Source organism: Cryobacterium suzukii (genome assembly GCF_004403185.1).
GTDB lineage: Bacteria > Actinomycetota > Actinomycetes > Actinomycetales > Microbacteriaceae > Cryobacterium > Cryobacterium suzukii.
Window position 1 is genome coordinate 117,781 of sequence record NZ_SOHJ01000003.1, and the last position, 17,396, is coordinate 135,176.

General features: G+C 64.3%; 7 protein-coding genes. 3 read left to right on the forward strand and 4 right to left on the reverse strand.

The genetic code is table 11. The features are described from left to right. From E3T39_RS03740 to E3T39_RS03755, 4 genes are all read right to left on the reverse strand, one after another. Positions 1-2,535, reverse strand: a complete 2,535-nt coding sequence (locus tag E3T39_RS03740; protein ID WP_166784026.1) for an excinuclease ABC subunit UvrA — start codon at positions 2,533-2,535, stop codon at positions 1-3. A gap of 109 nt (positions 2,536-2,644) precedes the next feature. After that, positions 2,645-4,288 (reverse strand): AMP-binding protein, encoded by a 1,644-nt coding sequence (locus E3T39_RS03745; RefSeq protein ID WP_338145258.1) that lies wholly within the window; start codon positions 4,286-4,288, stop codon positions 2,645-2,647. Positions 4,289-4,342: 54 nt separating this feature from the next. Next, complete coding sequence (locus tag E3T39_RS03750; RefSeq protein ID WP_134513393.1) at positions 4,343-5,527, reverse strand: acyl-CoA dehydrogenase family protein; 1,185 nt, start codon at positions 5,525-5,527, stop codon at positions 4,343-4,345. A gap of 71 nt (positions 5,528-5,598) precedes the next feature. Further along, complete coding sequence (locus E3T39_RS03755) at positions 5,599-6,339, reverse strand: TetR/AcrR family transcriptional regulator (protein WP_134513394.1); 741 nt, start codon at positions 6,337-6,339, stop codon at positions 5,599-5,601. 280 nt (positions 6,340-6,619) lie between these two features. On the opposite strand from E3T39_RS03755, the gene E3T39_RS03760 reads away from it, so the two are divergent. From E3T39_RS03760 to E3T39_RS03770, 3 genes are all read left to right on the forward strand, one after another. After that, positions 6,620-12,385, forward strand: coding sequence for a peroxidase family protein (locus E3T39_RS03760; RefSeq protein ID WP_166784027.1), 5,766 nt, complete (start codon positions 6,620-6,622; stop codon positions 12,383-12,385). 219 nt (positions 12,386-12,604) lie between these two features. Further along, complete coding sequence (locus E3T39_RS03765) at positions 12,605-15,289, forward strand: Ig-like domain-containing protein (RefSeq protein WP_134513396.1); 2,685 nt, start codon at positions 12,605-12,607, stop codon at positions 15,287-15,289. A 103-nt stretch (positions 15,290-15,392) separates the two neighbouring features. Beyond that, positions 15,393-17,084 carry a multicopper oxidase family protein gene (locus E3T39_RS03770; RefSeq protein ID WP_134513397.1) on the forward strand — a complete coding sequence of 564 codons (1,692 nt, stop codon included), beginning with the start codon at positions 15,393-15,395 and terminating at the stop codon, positions 17,082-17,084. Positions 17,085-17,396 lie beyond the last annotated feature (312 nt).

Genomic DNA, 17,396 nt, shown 5'->3' on the forward strand with positions numbered 1-17,396 from the left:
TCAGGCGAGGCGGCGGGCCAGGTAGGGGGCGGTTCGGCTCGTTGGGTGCACGGCCACGGCGGCAGGGGTGCCGGCGGCCACGATGCGGCCGCCCTGGTCGCCACCGGAGGGGCCGAGGTCGATCACCCAGTCGGCGGCGGCGATGACGTCCATATCGTGTTCAACCACGACGACGGTGTTTCCGGCGTCGACGAGGCGCCCAAGCTGCTTCATCAAGAGTTCGACGTCGGCCGGGTGTAATCCGGTCGTCGGTTCGTCGAGCAAGTAGAGCGTGTGACCGCGGCGAGCCCGCTGAAGCTCTGTCGCGAGCTTAATGCGTTGGGCTTCTCCGCCGGAGAGTTCGGTGGCTGGCTGACCGAGGCGAAGATACCCGAGGCCCACCTCGCGTAGGGTTTCCAGGCTGCGCGCGGCCACGGGAACCTCGGCGAGAAAGACCAGCGCCGCGTCGACGGAGAGGCCGAGCACCTCGGCGACGTTCTTGCCGCGGTAGGTCACCTCGAGAGTCTCGGGGTTGTAGCGCGATCCCCCGCACTTCGGGCAGGGTGCGTAGCTGCCGGGCAGAAACAGCAACCCGACAGCCACAAAACCTTCGCCGAGGCAGGTCTCACAGCGGCCACCAGCCACGTTGAAAGAAAATCGACCGGCGTTGTAACCGCGCACGCGCGCTTCGTCGGTGGCGGCGAAGGTCGCGCGCACGGCATCGAACAGGCCGGTATAGGTGGCCAGGTTCGATCGAGGTGTGCGCCCGATCGGCTTCTGATCGACCTGCACCAAACGGTCGATCGCCTCCATCCCGTCGACCTGGGCGACGGAAATTCGCTCGCCGGACGCCGCATCAGCCGCTGCTTCTGCAGCGGCATCAACATCAACATCGGGGTCGCCGAGGTCGAGCACCGGCACGTCGTCGGGATCCGGGTGCAAGTGCAGCCCCACGGCCTCGGCGAGCACGTGGCTGACCAGGGTTGACTTGCCTGAACCCGAGACGCCGGTAACGGCAGTGAGTACGCCGAGTGGGATCTGCGCGTCGAGTCCGCGCAGATTGTGCCGGGTGATATTGGTCAAGCCCAGCCAACCCAGCGGATGCCGCAATTCGCCTCGCTGCACCAGATCACGGTGGTCGGCAAACAGGTACCGCCGCGTCACTGATGTCTCCACCTCGGCCAGTCCAGCGGTCGGCCCGCTGTAAAGCACGTCGCCGCCACCTTCACCGGCCCGTGGCCCAACGTCGACGACCCAGTCGGCACGACCGACGACATCCATATTGTGTTCGACCACGAAGACCGAGTTACCCGAGAGTTTGAGCTGCTCGAGCACGTCGAGCAGGGGTTCGGCGTCGGCCGGGTGCAGACCCGCCGAGGGCTCATCAAGCACATAGATCACGCCGAACAGCCCAGATCGTAGCTGCGTTGCGATGCGCAGCCGCTGCATCTCCCCGGGAGAGAGCGTCGGTGTCGAGCGCCCGAGCGCCAGATAGCCAAGTCCCAGGTCGAGCAGTACGTTAATGCGGCGTAAGAGGTCACCGGCGAGGGTGACGGCGACCTCCGACGTATTCGGAGCGCCAGACACGATTGGCCGCAAAATAGCAGCGAGGGCAGTCATCGGTAGAGCGTTGAGCGCGGCAATGGTGTACCCGGCGACCGTCACGGCCAATGCCTCGGGCTTGAGACCGCTTCCGCCGCAGTCCGGGCACGGGCCAGTGTCGACATATCGCAGCACCCGCTGCCGCATCGTCTGACTCTTGCTGTCGGCGAGGGTGTGCAGCACAAAGCTCTTCGCACTCCAAAATCTACCCTGATAGGTCACTGCGATCCGGTCGCGCTGCGGCACGACTTCGACCACCGGCTGCTCCTCGGAAAAGAGGATCCAGTCCCGGTCGGCCCGCGATAGCTCCTGCCAGGGCGCGTCGATGTCGTAACCAAGAACGGCGACGATGTCACGCAGATTTTTGCCCTGCCAGGCCCCTGGCCAGGCGGTGATGGCGCCGTCCCGAATGCTCAGGGTGGGGTCGAGCACCATCGACGCCTCTGTGACGGTGTGGGCCATGCCGAGACCGTGGCATCGGGGGCAGGCGCCTATCGCTGTGTTGGGCGAGAATGATTCCGAATCAAGTCGACCCGCGGCATCCGTCGGATATATACCAGCACGGGAATACATCATGCGTAGCGAGTTCGAGAGGGTGGTGACTGTACCTACGCTCGAGCGAGAACTCGGTGTTCCCCGGCGTTGCTGCAGGGCCACGGCGGGCGGTAGCCCGGTGATCTCGTCAACCCGCGGCGTGTGCCCCTGCTGAATCAGTCGGCGGGCATAGGGCGCGACCGACTCAAAGAAACGACGCTGAGCCTCGGCGAAGATAGTGCCGAAGGCGAGGGAGGATTTGCCCGAGCCGGAGACCCCGGTAAAGGCGACGATCGAGTCCCGGGGAACGTCGACGTCAACGTTTCGCAGGTTGTTCTCGCGGGCCCCGCGCACGCGCACAAAGCCGACACCGGAAAAAGACGGGACGGGCCTGGCTGGCTCTTTCATGGGAGTGAGCATTCCAACAACTGTAGTTTGCCGACTTGTCTGATGCTAGGGCTCTTTTGGATCGCTGTGGCGTTTTCGTACCTGGCCGGTGATGCCGGGCGGCGCAGTCTCGCACGACCAGCTACAGGACGGCCGGCTCGGATGCCTCTTCGGGGAGCTCGCGCAGCACGACCTTCATGATCTTGCCGGTGGCCGTGCGCGGCAGTGCGTCGACGAAGGTCACGTAGTCGGGTACTTTGAACGCCGCTATCAGGTATCGGGTGTGGGTGAGCAGGTCGACCTCGGTCACCAGGGAGTCTGGCCGCAACACAACGTAGGCCTTGGGCCGCTCGCCCCACTTGGGATGCGGCATGCCGACGACGGCCACGTCGAGCACGGTCGGGTGGGTGAGCATCGCGTTTTCGACCTCGATGGTTGAGATATTCTCGCCGCCCGAGATGATGATGTCCTTCGCGCGATCCTTGATCTCGATGTAGCCGTCTGGATGCATGACGCCGAGGTCGCCGGTGTGGAACCAGCCGCCGCGGAAGGCATCCGCTGTGGCTTGACGGTCGTTGAAGTAGCCGAGCATGACGTTGTTGCCGCGGAGCACGATCTCACCGATGGTTTGCGCGTCGGCTGGAACGTCTGCCATGGCCGAGTCGACGATGCGGGCAGACTCGGCCTGCACCATGCCGACACCCTGCCGGGAGATCTTGCGGGCGCGTTCGTCGGCCGGCAGGTCGTCCCACTCGCGCTGGTATTCGCAGATCGTGTACGGGCCGTAGACCTCGGTGAGGCCGTAGACGTGCACGACCGTGATTCCGAGCGCGTCGAGCTGTTCAATCACACTCGGCGATGGCGGGGCGCCGGCGGTGGTGATGGACAGCGGCGTCTCGAGCACGTGCTTCATAGGCGCGTTGGCGATGACGCCGCAGACCGTGGGTGCGCCGCATAGGTTGGTCACCCCGAGGGTGTCGATGGCCGACCAGACCGATTCGGCCCGCACGGCGCGTAGGCAGACGTGGGTGGCGCCGGCTGCTGTGACCGCCCACGGTGTGCACCAGCCGTTGCAGTGGAACATGGGCAGGGTCCACAGGTAGACAGAGTCGCTCGTGAACTTGTTGTGGAACACCTCGCCGAAGGAGTTGAGGTACGCCCCACGGTGGGAGTACATCACGCCCTTGGGCTTGCCGGTCGTGCCAGAGGTGTAGTTGATTGAGATGACGGCGCGTTCGTCGGTGACCTCCCAGGCCAGCGGTTCGGCGGAGTCGTTGTCGGCTTCGGCCAGAAAGGACTCGAGAGTCTGCTGGCCAACGTCGAGGCCGCTCTCGGTGATGCCGAACTCACCGTCAGCGATTTCGATCATCCCCGTGAGCGTAGCGGATGTCGCAAACACGTCCCCAACGCCGCTCACCAGCTCGGCGTCGATGAACAGCAGGGTCGCCTCGGAGTGCTCAAGGACGTAGTGCACCTCCGGACCGGCCAACCGGGAATTCAACGCGACGAGTACACCGCCGGCTAGCGGAACGGCGTAGTGGGCGATGAGCATCTCGGGTATATTCGGCGCGAGGAATATAACGCGGTCGCCCGGTGTGATGCGTGAACGGATGGCATGGGCCAGCTCCTCGGCAGCCTGCGCGAATTCGCGGTAGGTGTAACGCCGAGCGCCATAGACGATCGCATCCTTGTGGGGGAATACTTCGGCGCTACGCTGCAGAAATCGCATCGGGGTCAGCGGAGAGTCATTGGGTGAACCGGGCGGTATATTCGTCGTTTCAATCACGTGGGACTCCTTTGTCCGAAAAGATGATAGATGTAGCGAAAAAACAGGTCGAACCTAGTGGAAGGCGCTGACCCCGGTCAGGTCGCGACCGATGAGCAGTGATTGGATGCTCTCGGTGCCCTCGTAGGTGTGAATTGATTCGATATCGGCTAGGTGACGAATGACGTGGTTCTCAAGCAGGATTCCGTTGCCGCCGAGCATGTCGCGGGCGAGAGAGGCGAGAGAACGGGCCGCGCGGGTGTTGTGAAACTTGGCGAGACTGGCCTGGATGGGCCGCAGGGTTCCGGCGGCGTCGAGTTCGGCGAGGCGGATGCAATGCAGCTGCATGGAGGTGAGCTCGGAGAGCATCAGAGTGAGGCGTTCCTGCACGATCTGAAACCCGGCGATCGGCTTGCCGAACTGCACGCGCTGCTGCGCGTAGTTGAGGGCGGCTTCGAACACCGCGGTCGCGTGCCCGAGCGCCGACCAGGCCACACCGAGCCGGGTGGCGAACAGAATCACGGCCGTGTCCTTGAAGGTGTGGGTGCCGGGGAGCACCGCGTCGAGCGGAATTCGCACGTCGGTCAGGGTGATCCGAGCCTGATGCACCGCGCGCAATGAGCCCTTGCCGAGCATCGTCTCGCCGTGGTAGCCGGGTAGGGACTGGTCGACCAGAAAGCCGCGTACGTTGCCGTCGTCGTCGCGTGCCCAGACCACGGTCACGTCACCGACTGAGCCGTTGCCGATCCACTTCTTCTCGCCGTTGATGACCCATTCGTCGCCGTCAAGGTGGGCGGTGGTCTCGAGGCCCACCGAGTCAGAACCGTGATCGGGTTCGGTCAGGGCGAAGGCGCCGAGCTTCTCGGCGCGGGCCAGGGGCACCAACCAGGTAGCTTTCTGCTCGTCGCTTCCGAACATGGCGATGCTGCGCAGGGCGAGCCCGCCCTGCACGGCCACGACTGTTCCCATTGAACCGTCACCGCGGGAGATCTCCATGTTCACGAGGCCGGCGGCGAGCGGTGACATGGGGGTGAGCCCCGGCCCCTCGACGCCGTCGGTGAGCAGGTCGAGTTCGCCCAAGCGGCGAGCCAGGTGCAGCGGGTACTCCGCCTTGTCCCAGGCCTCGCTCAGCTCGTCGAGAGTCTCCACTGCAAAAGTACGTGCCCGGCTCCAGAACGCTCGATCAGCTTCGGGCACATTAGCGAAAACGCCGTAGTAGTCGGTGTCGAGCGGGGCGGAGACATCGTAATCGGGCATCATTGCCTTTCGCAGAAGCGGGTGTGACTACAGTTCTATCTGACACTGAGTCTCACGTCAAGTGACACTTGGTGTCAGTCCTCGGCCGATCGAAGGCGGCTGGCGATCACCCGGGCGACATCGTCGGGCAGAGCGGAGGCCGGAAACACCGCGACCAAAAGCTCGCTGGCCGGGGTGGCCGGGGCGGCGCTGGCTGGAGCAAAACGAGTGCGCACCGCGCGCAATTCGGCGGCCAATGCGGCCGAATCGAGCAGCTGGGCCGCGGCGGTGGCGCGAATCATGCGCCGCAGCTCGAAGTTGTGGGTGGCCGTGACCGCCGCCGCGAACTGAATGGCGAGCACCGGGTCGACCTGCGGCAGCCGTCGCCGCAGGTAGGCCGAGAAGGTCTTCTCATAGCGCGACACCATGACCGTTTCCCGGTCGCGCAGAACGGATGTCTGGCGCACGACCCGGTCGCGCACCCGCACGACCTCGAGGCGCTCCCGGAACCGCTCGAACACGAGCGCGGCCGCTTCGCACACGGCCAGCCACGGGTCATCGTGTTCGCGGGCGAAATACTCGTCGATCTGCTCGAGCAACTCATCATGGTCGGCGAAGATGACGTCGTCCTTCGACCGGAACTGGCGAAAAAAGGTACTGCGTGACACGCCAGCCGCCGCGGCGATCTGAGTGGTACTCGTGGCCTCGTAGCCCTGGGCATGGAACAGACGAACAGCGATGTCGGCGACGGCGACGCGGCTGCGGGCATCCGCTTGCCGGGAGCCGGAAACCGGGGCGTGGGCGGTGAGTGCGGCTGGCGCGGACAGATCAGACATGGTCTGGCGAAATTAGCACGGAACCGGGGCTGGCCGTCGCGGGCGAAAGGCGATCGGGCCCGGGCCCGGAAAGCGGTGGTGGATGGGGTGGCGCCGGCCCAAGGTTTCCATAAGGCACACAACGCACTCTTGCACCATTCGCTCACCCTGAAGAGATAGGTGCGTCATGAGCACGTTCGACGGTCAAGGAAACATGCGCAGAACGAGAAGCACAACCGGGATGCGAGGTAGTCCACCTTTTCAGGACGGTGGAAAACCGCGGAGAGTCTTCGGCAAGCCCATGCGCGTAGTAGCAGCCGGCATGGCTGCGGTGCTCTACGCCGGACTCGGACTGACGGCCGCACTGCCGGCCCAGGCGGCCATCGCCGCGGTCGGCCAGGGGTTCGCAGTCACCACAAGCGACCTCGCCTACATTCTTAAGCAGATCAAGATCGCTGAAGCCCACGTTGCGAACACCACCTCGGCCACCGGCCCGTGTGGCGCGCTCGTCGGAACCGGCCCCAACCAAATCGCCAGCCCGCTGCTCTCGCTCGGACTGCGCACGGTCGACGGATCCTGCAATAATCTGCAGCCCGGTCAGGACCAGTTCGGCGCCGCCGACCAGATCTTCCCGCGCCTCACGACACCGGTGTTTTCACAAGCGGAGGTCACGCCCTCCGGATTCGGACCGCCGAACCAGACCTCCTACGCCCAGAAAAAGGGCCTGGTCTTCGACAGTGAGCCGCGCACGGTCAGCAACCTGATCGTCGACCAGACGTCGACCAATCCGGCCGCCATCGCCGCAGCCGGAAACCCGGTGCGCACCCAGGGCAATGAGGGCGTCGTAGCGTGCACCACCGACCCGAGCCCGACCGTGCCGGCTGGTGTTCCCGCCGGCTGTATCCCCTCCAACCAGACGTTGTTCATGCCGAACGTGACGACCGACGTCGGCCTCTCGCCGCCGTACAACTCGATGTTCACCCTGTTCGGTCAGTTCTTCGACCACGGGATCGACCAGACGGTCAAGGGCGGTGGCACGGTTTTCGTGCCGCTCAAGGCTGATGACCCGCTGCGCGTCTCCGGTCCTGACGGGATCGCCGGCAACGGTGACGAGGTTCCCGCCAACCAGGCCTTCATGGTGCTGACCCGTGCGAAGAACCAGCCAGGACCCGATGGCGTCGCCGGCAACAACCCGGCGACCCCCGCCGACGAGAGCGCCGACGACGTTCAAGATGCCCTCAACACGGACTCCCCGTGGGTCGACCAGAGCCAGACCTACGCCTCGCACGCCTCGCACCAGGTGTTCCTGCGCGAGTACGTGACCGAGGGTGGCAGGCCGGTCGCCACCGGCAAGCTCATCGGCGGCCCGACCGGACCCACCGCGGGCGGCATGGCAACCTGGGCCACGACCAAGGCGCAGGCCGCAAACGTGCTCGGACTCCTGCTGGCTGACAAGGATGTTCTCAACATCCCGATGTTGGCAGTGGATGCTTACGGCAAGTTCATCCCCGGACCAGCGCGCGGCATGGCACAGTACGCCACCGCGACGGGCCTGGTCGAGGGCGACACGGCGAACCCCGTGCCCGTTCCGAGCGACGTGCTCTACTTCAACACGCCGTTCCTGACCGATATCGCGCACAACGCGGAGCCGAAGTCCGGACTCACGCCAGACGGTAACGCCACGGCATCTGCTGACTTCGCCAGCCAGCCGTCCGGCACCTACGACGATGAGATGCTCAATGCTCACTTCATCGCCGGTGACGGTCGCGTCAACGAGAACATTGGCCTGACCGCCATTCACCAGGTGTTCCACTCGGAGCATGACCGTCTGGTCGATGACATCAAGAACACCCTGACCAACGACACCTCCGCCAAGGGCGCTGCGGCGCTGACCGAGTGGAAGCTGGCTAGCGGAGCTGTCGGGTGGAACGGCGACCGCCTGTTCCAGGCTGCCCGCTACGTCACCGAGATGGAGTACCAGCACCTCGTCTTCGAGGAATTCGCCCGCAAGGTGCAGCCCGGTATCAACCCGTTCGAGCCGTTCGCCTTCACCCAGACCGAGATAAACCCGGCGGTCAGCGCGGAGTTCGCGCACGCGGTCTACCGCTTTGGGCACTCCATGCTGACCGAGACAATCTCGCGTCGCAACCAGGACAAGCCGGGAGTAGACGGACTGTTCGGCACGAGTGATGACGTTCTGGGTAGCCAGAACGACATTTCCCTGCTCGAGGGTTTCCTCAACCCGCCCGCGTACACCGATGGTGGACCAGAGGGTCAGTTGACCTCCGAAGAGGCCGCCGGCAGCGTCATCATGGGCATGAGCGACCAGGTGGGTAACGAACTCGACGAGTTCGTCACCGACACCCTGCGCAATGACCTCCTCGGGCTGCCGCTCGATCTGGCAGCGATCAACATAACCCGTGCGCGTTCTGAAGGCGTGCCGCGGCTGAACGTATTCCGTCGTGATCTGTTCAACAAGACCAACGATGGGGCGCTCAAGCCATACACGAACTGGATCGACTTCGGAGAGAACCTCAAGCACCCGGAATCGTTAATCAACTTCGTCGCGGCTTACGGTCAGTTCCCCACCATTACCGGCGCGAGCACGCTCGACGGAAAGCGCGACGCCGCACGACTGATCGTGAGCCCAGACGCCCTGGCCGGAGAAACTTCTCCGGACGGTGCCATGGACTTCATGAACAGCACCGGAACGTGGGCCAACTCGGGCACGCACTCGATCACGGGTCTCGACGACGTCGACCTCTGGGTCGGCGGCCTCGCTGAGATGACGACCCCGTTTGGTGGCCTGCTCGGCACGACGTTCAACTACGTGTTCGAGAACCAGATGACCAACCTGCAAAACGGTGACCGTCTGTACTATCTCGCCCGCACGCCCGGCATGAACCTCCGCACCCAGTTGGAGGGTAACTCCTTTGCCGAGCTCATGATGCGCAACACGAACGCGCACTCGCTCAAGGCTGATCCCTTCGCCACGGCTGACTGCAAGTTCGAGCTGAAGAACCTGGCGGGAACCATCGCTGGCTTTGAAGCCTCGGGCAACGCCGTCGCCGACGACCCGCAATCCGAGTGTAATGAGACAGCCCTGCTGATTCGCATGCCCGACGGCACGATCAAATACCGTGCCCGCAACACGGTCGACCCCGCTGGTATCAACGGCCAGGCCGTCTACAACGGTACCGGAAACGTGGACCGGATCTACGGCGGGAACGACAACGACACCTACTGGGGTGGCCTCGGCAACGACGTCATCGAGGGCGGTGGCGGAGCCGACGTGGCTCTCGGCGGTGAAGGCAACGACATCATCACCGACCTCGCCGGAGACGACGTGCCCAAGGGCGGACCAGGCAACGACGCGATCGATGCCGGACCCGGACTCGACATCCTCATGGGCGGCGAAGGCAAGGACTTCACCAACGGTGGAGCCAACGCCAACACAACCTTCGGTGGCGCAGGCGACGACTTCATCGTTCTCGGTGAAAGCCTCGACGCGGCCTTCGGTGACAGTGGAGACGACTGGGAAGAGGGCGGCAACCAGCCCGACCTCATGATCGGAGACAGCAGCAACCTGTTCTTCCTGGACGACTCGCAGAAGCCGGGTAGCGACTTCATGATCGGCCAGGGCGGCGACGACGACTACGACATGGAGGGCGGCGACGACATTGGCGTCGGTGGTCCTGGCATTGAAAAGGTCGCCGGCGGTTCCGGCTACGACTGGTCGACTGGCCAGGGTGACCCCCAGGCTCAGGACTCCGATCTGGCTCTGCCGATCGCTCCGCTGGACATCCTGCAGGTCGGTGTACGCGACAAGTACAACGAAGTCGAGGCACTCTCGGGCTGGAAGCTGAATGACATCCTCCGCGGCGACGACGTGGTTCCCAGCGCCGTTGGTGGCGGTGGCTTCATCGGCTGTGACGTTGTGGACCAGGCCGGAGTAGACCGCATCGCGGGCTTCGACGCGCTGATTCCGGAATTCACGACCACGCTGGCATCCGTTGTCGCGCAGTCGGCACAGGGTGACTGCCCGATCCTCGAAGGCCCGAACGTCTGGGGCGCCGGCAACGTGCTCCTCGGCGGCGGCGGCAGCGACCTGATCGAGGGACGAGGCGCCGACGACATCATCGACGGCGACGCGTACCTCAGCCTTCGCCTGAGCGTCCGCACCAACGCGAGCGACCCGGCATCGGAGATTGGCAGTGCCAGCATCAACGGCACGAACCAGAGCGCGATGGCTAGCCAGTACCTGTCCGACGCCGCCGGTGCGCTCACCGGACCGACGCTTCAGGAAGCTGTTTTTGCTGGCAACGTCGACCCGGGCAACATTGTGGCAGTTCGTGAGATCCTGTATGGATCCAGCGGCACTGACTCGGCACTTTTCTCCGGGCTCACCACCGATTACGAGGTCACCACGACCGGTGGCGACGGCACGCTCGGCTCGGCGGGATCGACCACCACGGTGCTTGACAACCGTGGTATCGACGGTACAGACACCCTTCGCAACATTGAACGCCTGCAGTTCAGCGACACCGTGGCTCCAGGAACGCCGACCACCGTCTCTGCAGTTGCCGGCAACGGTCAGGCGACCGTCGACTGGGTGGCTTCGCTGACCGGCATCGCCACCAGCTTCTCGGTGAGGGTGCTCGACTCGTTCGGTGCTCAGGTGGGGGCACTTCGCCCCGCGGCCGGAACCGCATCCAGCCTGGTTGTCACCGGGCTGACCAACGGCTCCAGCTACACGTTCCAGGTATCGGCGACCAACGCGGAAGGGACGAGCGCATTCTCGGCATCGTCCAACGCGGTGACTCCGTCGGCACCGGTGGTGCAGGTGGTTGCGGGCGCTCCGACGATCGGAACCCCGGTCGCCGGTAATGCGCAGGTGACCGTGAACTGGACGTCTCCCGCACCGGTGGCCAACCAGGCACCGATCACGGGTTACCGGGTTCGCACCTACGTCGGCGCGAGTACCACGGCGACCCGCACCTCGATTGTCGCCAACGTCTCGACCGTGACGATCACTGCGCTGACGAACGGAACCGGGTACACCTTCGATGTCGCAGCGATCAACTCGGTCGGTACGGGAGCGGCCTCGGCTCGTTCGGTGGAGGTGACGCCGGTAGCACCGGTGGTGGCGGGCGCTCCGACGATCGGAACGTCGGTCGCTGGTAACGCTTCGGTGACGGTGAACTGGACCGCCCCGGGCGCTGTGGCCAACGCCCCGGCTGTCACGGGCTATCGGGTTCGTACCTTCATCGGGGCGGGCACCACGGCAACGGGCACCACGACGGTGGCCAACGTCACCAGTGCGGTGATCACGGCGTTGACGAACGGGACCGGGTACACCTTCGATGTTGCCGCGATCAACGCGGTCGGCACCGGAGCGGCATCCGCTCGTTCGGTTGCGGTCACACCGCGCACGGAGTTCGTGCTTCCCACAGTGACAGCGCGCACGCCGGCCTCCGGTGCACGCTCGGTCAGCCAGACCGGCAACCTGACGGCAACGTTCAGTGAGCCGGTCACGAGAGTGGGCACAACGACGTTCGTGTTGCGGCTCGGCACCACGCTGGTCCCTGCCGTGGTGTCGTACAACGCCACGACTCGCGTCGCGACGCTGAACCCGAACGCGAGCCTGCTCCCGGACCGCAGTTACACGGCCACCCTCTCGGGTATCCGTGACCTCGCCGGCAACACGATGGTGGCCAGTTCCTGGACCTTCACTACGGGCCCGGCACCGACGATCCTCACGAGGACTCCCGCACCCGGAGCCATCGCGGTACGCCGGAACGCCAACGTGACCGTGCTACTCAGTGAAGACATCACCGGAGTCAGCGCGACCACGGTTCGAATCACTCGGGTCTCCACCGGAGCGGTCATCACCTCGGCTGCGGCGTTCAACGCCACCACCAATGTGTTGACCATCAACCCGGTGACACTGAGCTCGAACGTGCAGTACCGGGTCACCATGACCGGAGGAACGGGCAGCGTTCGAGACCTCGCGGGTAACCCGCTAGTGACGAGCACCTGGACCTTCACGACCGGCATCCTGTTCTAAGCCAAGGAACCTGAACCATCCCCCGGCCGGCCGGCGACTCTTCCCGAGTCGCCGGCCGGTTCGTGTTTGTCGGCGACCTCCCCACAAATGAGGTTCGAGAATCGCGGAGAATCCCCTTCGCGCCGGCCTGGCGCCAACCCCAGTATTTTTACAAGCTTCGGCTGACATCGTTCGTACACGCGTGAATCATGCTCCACTTTATGGAATGGACGGCGCACCATGAAAAAATTATTGAACGGACCGAAATGGACCGGTTCCCGGTTCCCGGATCGGCGTCAGACCGCACTGGTGGGGATCGCTGTCACAGCGCTGTGCTCCAGCTTCGTGCTCGCCATCCCAGCGGCAAATGCTGCCGTTCCGACCTTCCCAGACAACATCGTGGTCTTCCCCAACCGGGACTTCGTCGTGCTCGAGGGCTACCAAAACCATCTGGGGGAGACGGCGACCGTTGAAGTCAGCCGCGCCGGTGTCGGTGTGATTGGTTCAGCCCAGGCTGTTGTCCAGGCCGGCGACGTCGCCTTTGAGATCAACCATCCCGGCGGCGTGTGTTGGGGCGCTGGAACCGGCCTGCAGGTGACCCCCGATATCCTCCCGGCGGACACAGTGTCCGTCAAATTTGGTGCCACAGCTGCCGGAGACACGCTGGTCCAAGACGTGTTCGTGACCGGCCGCGCTGTGCGCAGCGGCACCACCGTCACGGTCACCGGCCATATCGGCGCCACGGTCAACCGGGCACAGGTCGAACAACGCATCATCGAGCCCGCGTTGGTACCAACGACCGTGCAGCGCCGCGATGTGCGCGCCGTACCGGGACCGATGACCCCCGCACCCAAGGGCGGCTACCGCTCCAGTCTCGAATTTGATCTGAATGGGCCGAACACCTTCACCGCTACCTATATTTTCGACCAGCTTGACGCGGCGCAGCTCGCGGCCGATGCTGGCGGCGAGCGTGCTATGGGATGGCAGGCCGAAGATATCAATGCCAACCGCCAGGGTCTGACCATCGCCGAGTTCGGTGAACCGGGCGGCCCCGGCATGGGCGGTTGCCCCAATGGCCCGCTCGCTTCGGGACCTCCCGGGCCAACGAACGTCGCAGCCACGAAGGCAGGCACCGGGATCGCACTCACCTGGACCCCCGCACAGGCGATCCCCGGAACACCGGCCATTACCGGGTACCGGGCCGCTGCCGTGGGGCAAACCGTCACGAACAATGAGCAAGTTGAAATTGGCAAGCGCATCACCGGCCAGGGTGCAACCGGCACCACGATCACCGGCCTGGCCGCCGGCGAAACCTACGACGTGTACGTGGTCGCGGTCAGTAGCGTCGGAGAAACCTTCCCGGCCGTTCATGCCATCCCGGCAACCGACAGCACAGCACCCACCGTCACAGCAACGCCGGCCGGCGGCACCTTCGCTACCGCACAATCGGTCACGCTGAGCGCCAATGAGACCGGGTCGGACATTTACTACACCGTCGACGGTACCGACGTGGTTCTCGCCGGCGGTGTCATCTCCGACTCCGCTACGCTCTACACCGGCGCGATACCGGTCACTACCTCCGCAACGCTCACGTTCAATGCCTTCGATCCCGCCGGAAACGTTTCGGCCACTGGTCAGGCTGTGTTCACGATCAGTGCGGTGAATCCGGAACCTGATGTCGTCGCCCCCACGGTGACGGCGAGGACACCGCTGGCTGGCGCTACCTCGGTCAGCGCGACTGGTGACCTGACGGCAACGTTCAGTGAATCGGTCACGGGAGTTAGCGACACCACGTTCGTGCTCGCCAACGGTGCCACGGCCGTTCCCGGCGCAGTGTCCTACGACGCCACTACTCGGGTTGCGACCCTGAACCCGAGCGCGACATTGTTGGCCGACACCTCCTACACGGCGACGCTGTCGGGTATAGCGGATGTTGCGGGCAACCTGATGACTACCGACAGCTGGTCGTTCACGACGGCCCCGGTAGCACCGGTGGTGCAGGTCGTGGCCGGAGCTCCCGTGATCGGAACCTCGGTTGCTGGTGATGCTTCGGTGTCCGTGAATTGGACGGCCCCGGCGCCGGTGGTTGACGCCGCCGCGATCACGGGCTACCTGGTTCGAACCTTCATCGGAGCGGACGCAACGGCAACGGGAACGACGACGGTGGGCGATGTCACCAGCGCTGTGATCGGGTCGTTGACGAATGGCACCGGGTACACCTTCGATGTTGCGGCGATCAACTCGGTCGGCACCGGAGCGGCCTCGGCTCGTTCGGTAGTGGTCACGCCGCGCACGGAGTTCGTGCTGCCGACGGTGACCACGCGCACGCCGGCTGCCGGTGATCGCTCGATCAGCCAGACCGGAAATCTGACGGCAACGTTCAGTGAACCGGTCACCGGGGTCAGCGGTACGACGTTCGTGCTGCGGCGCGGTACCACGGTGATCGCAGCTGTGGTCGGCTACAACGCCACGACGCGAGTCGCGACTCTGAACCCGAGCGTGACCCTGCTCGCCGACCGCACCTACACGGCTACCCTTTCGGGCATCCGTGACGCGGCCGGTAACGAGTTAGCGACGAGCACCTGGTCGTTCACTACCGGTCCGGCTCCGACCATCACCGCGCTGACTCCCGCTTCGGGCGCGACAGGAGTTGGACGGCTGGTGAGCCCGACCGCGACCTTCAGCGAAGCCATCACTGGATTCACCGCAACGTCGGTGACTGTCACGCGTCCCGGCGCGACGATCGCTTCGACCCTGTCGTTCAACGCGACGACTCGCGTACTGACGATCAACCCGAATGCCACACTCCTGGCCAACACGACGTACACGGTGAACATCACCGGTGGCACGGGTGCTGTGCGAGACCTGGTCGGCAACCCGGTGGTCACCCGCACGTGGTCGTACACGACGGGGGCGGTGAACTAAAACAGTCACTCGAATTACCCGGCTGGCGACTCTCCTATGAGTCGCCAGCCGGTCACCGCAACATCCCCAACCAGTGTTTTTCAGAAATTCAGCAGGAGACGTCATGACATCACGCAGAGAAGTATTGCAGCTGGGCGCATTCGGTGCGCTCGGTGTCATCGGGATGAGCGGAGGCGACGACGATCCGGTTTCCACCGCCCCGCTCATGACGAAAAGCCAGCTCGCACCCGCCAATATGCCGGTGCCCTACGCTGGCGTGTTCCGTCGTCCCCCCGAATTATTGCCGTACCAGACGGGATTCGATGACGGCGATCCGTCGCGCCCCTTTGCCCGCTACGCTCTCACCCAGAAGCTCGGGCAAGCCAAGTTTGTTCCCGGGCTAGCGACGACGGTCGCTGGCTATAACGGGATCTTCCCCGGCCCGACCATTCGGCTGGATCAGGGCACCCGGAGCGAGGTGCGCATTCGCAACGCTCTGCCAGCCAACGGTCTGCTTCACCCGAGTGCGTTTCGCACCGTCACCCACCTGCACGGTTCGCCGTCGCTGCCGCAGTACGACGGCTACGCCAACGACTTCACCGCTGTCGGCAAGGTCAAGAACTATCAGTACCCCAACTGGCAGTCGGCGCGCACGCTGTGGTACCACGATCACAACATGCACCAGACCGCGCAGAATGTGTACTCGGGGTTGGCTGGCATCTATGCCCTGCACGACCCGTTCGAACGGGCGCAGCTGCCCCAGGGCGAATTCGACGTGCCGCTCATGATCTCCGATGCCATGTTTAAAGCCGACGGCTCCCTCGGCTACAACGACAACGGCCACAAGGGGGTGTGGGGTGACATCATCATGGTCAACGGAGTGCCCTGGCCCACGATGAAGGTCAAGCCTCGCATTTACCGGTTTCGAGTGCTGATCGCCTCAGTCGGACGCTCTTACCGTCCGACCCTCTCGACCGGTGAGCCGATTTACATCGTCGGCACCGACGGCGGCATGACGCCCACCGTTCAAGCGGTGAGATCGTGGCGCCAGGGCACGGCCGAACGCTACGAGATTCTGATCGACTTTCGTAAGTACAAGCCAGGGCAAGCGATCGAGCTGCGCAACCTCAGCAACAAGAACAACGTGGACTTCGCGAACACCGGCAAGATCATGAAATTCGAGGTCGTAGCCGACTCCGGTTCGAGCGCCGGTTCCATCTCGGCCATCCCCACCTCCCTCGACGATGGCGGCGCGATCCATCCCGCTCTGGGCGGCCTGGCCACCATGAGCCTCACGCCGGAGATGGCCAAGGTCAAACGGAAAATGGTGGTGGACCGCGGGAACGGCCTGTGGAGAATCAACGGCATGACCTGGGACGACGTGGAGAAGTCGAATTTCACCAAGCTGTTCGGCAACCCTCAGCCCTACGACGTGGAGCAGTGGACCATCGTCAACTCCTCCGGCGGCTGGTTTCACCCGGTCCATATCCACCTGGTAGACGGCAAGATTATCGGGCGCAATACTAATGGCGGCAAACCGTTCGCCTGGGAGAAGGGGCCAAAGGACGTCTTTTATGTCGGTGAAAATGAATCCGTCACGGTGCTGATGCAGTTCGATACCGGGGGGGCTGCCGGCGGCCGCTATATGATCCACTGCCACAACCTCTCGCACGAAGACCACGACATGATGATTCAGTTTGCCGTCGGCGACTACCGGGTGAACGATCCGGTCACCTCGGATGTTCCGGTGGTGGACACCACGCCGATGGGCTCATTCCCGCCGGTCTACCGGCCGGGATTGCCGGCGGGCACCTAATTGTTCTACGTGAATCAGCTGGTCCCGGCGGTGCTGCTAGTGCTCATACTGAACGGCTGCACTGCCGGGGTATGGCCCCGGATTCGATACCGGATTGGACCGTTGCTTGAGCCCGGTGCCGACCTCGGCAATGGCAGGCCCGGTGTGACCCGTGCTGCTGATGCGATCGGCACGTATGGCACCACTCCGTGCGCTGACCACGCCGTCGACGAGTTCCCCGGTTGCCGTCTCGCCTGGTCGCCGAATCGGCTATGGGATTGGTCTGACGGATGCTGTGCGCGACCGTGCCGATCATATTATGGAGCGGGTTCC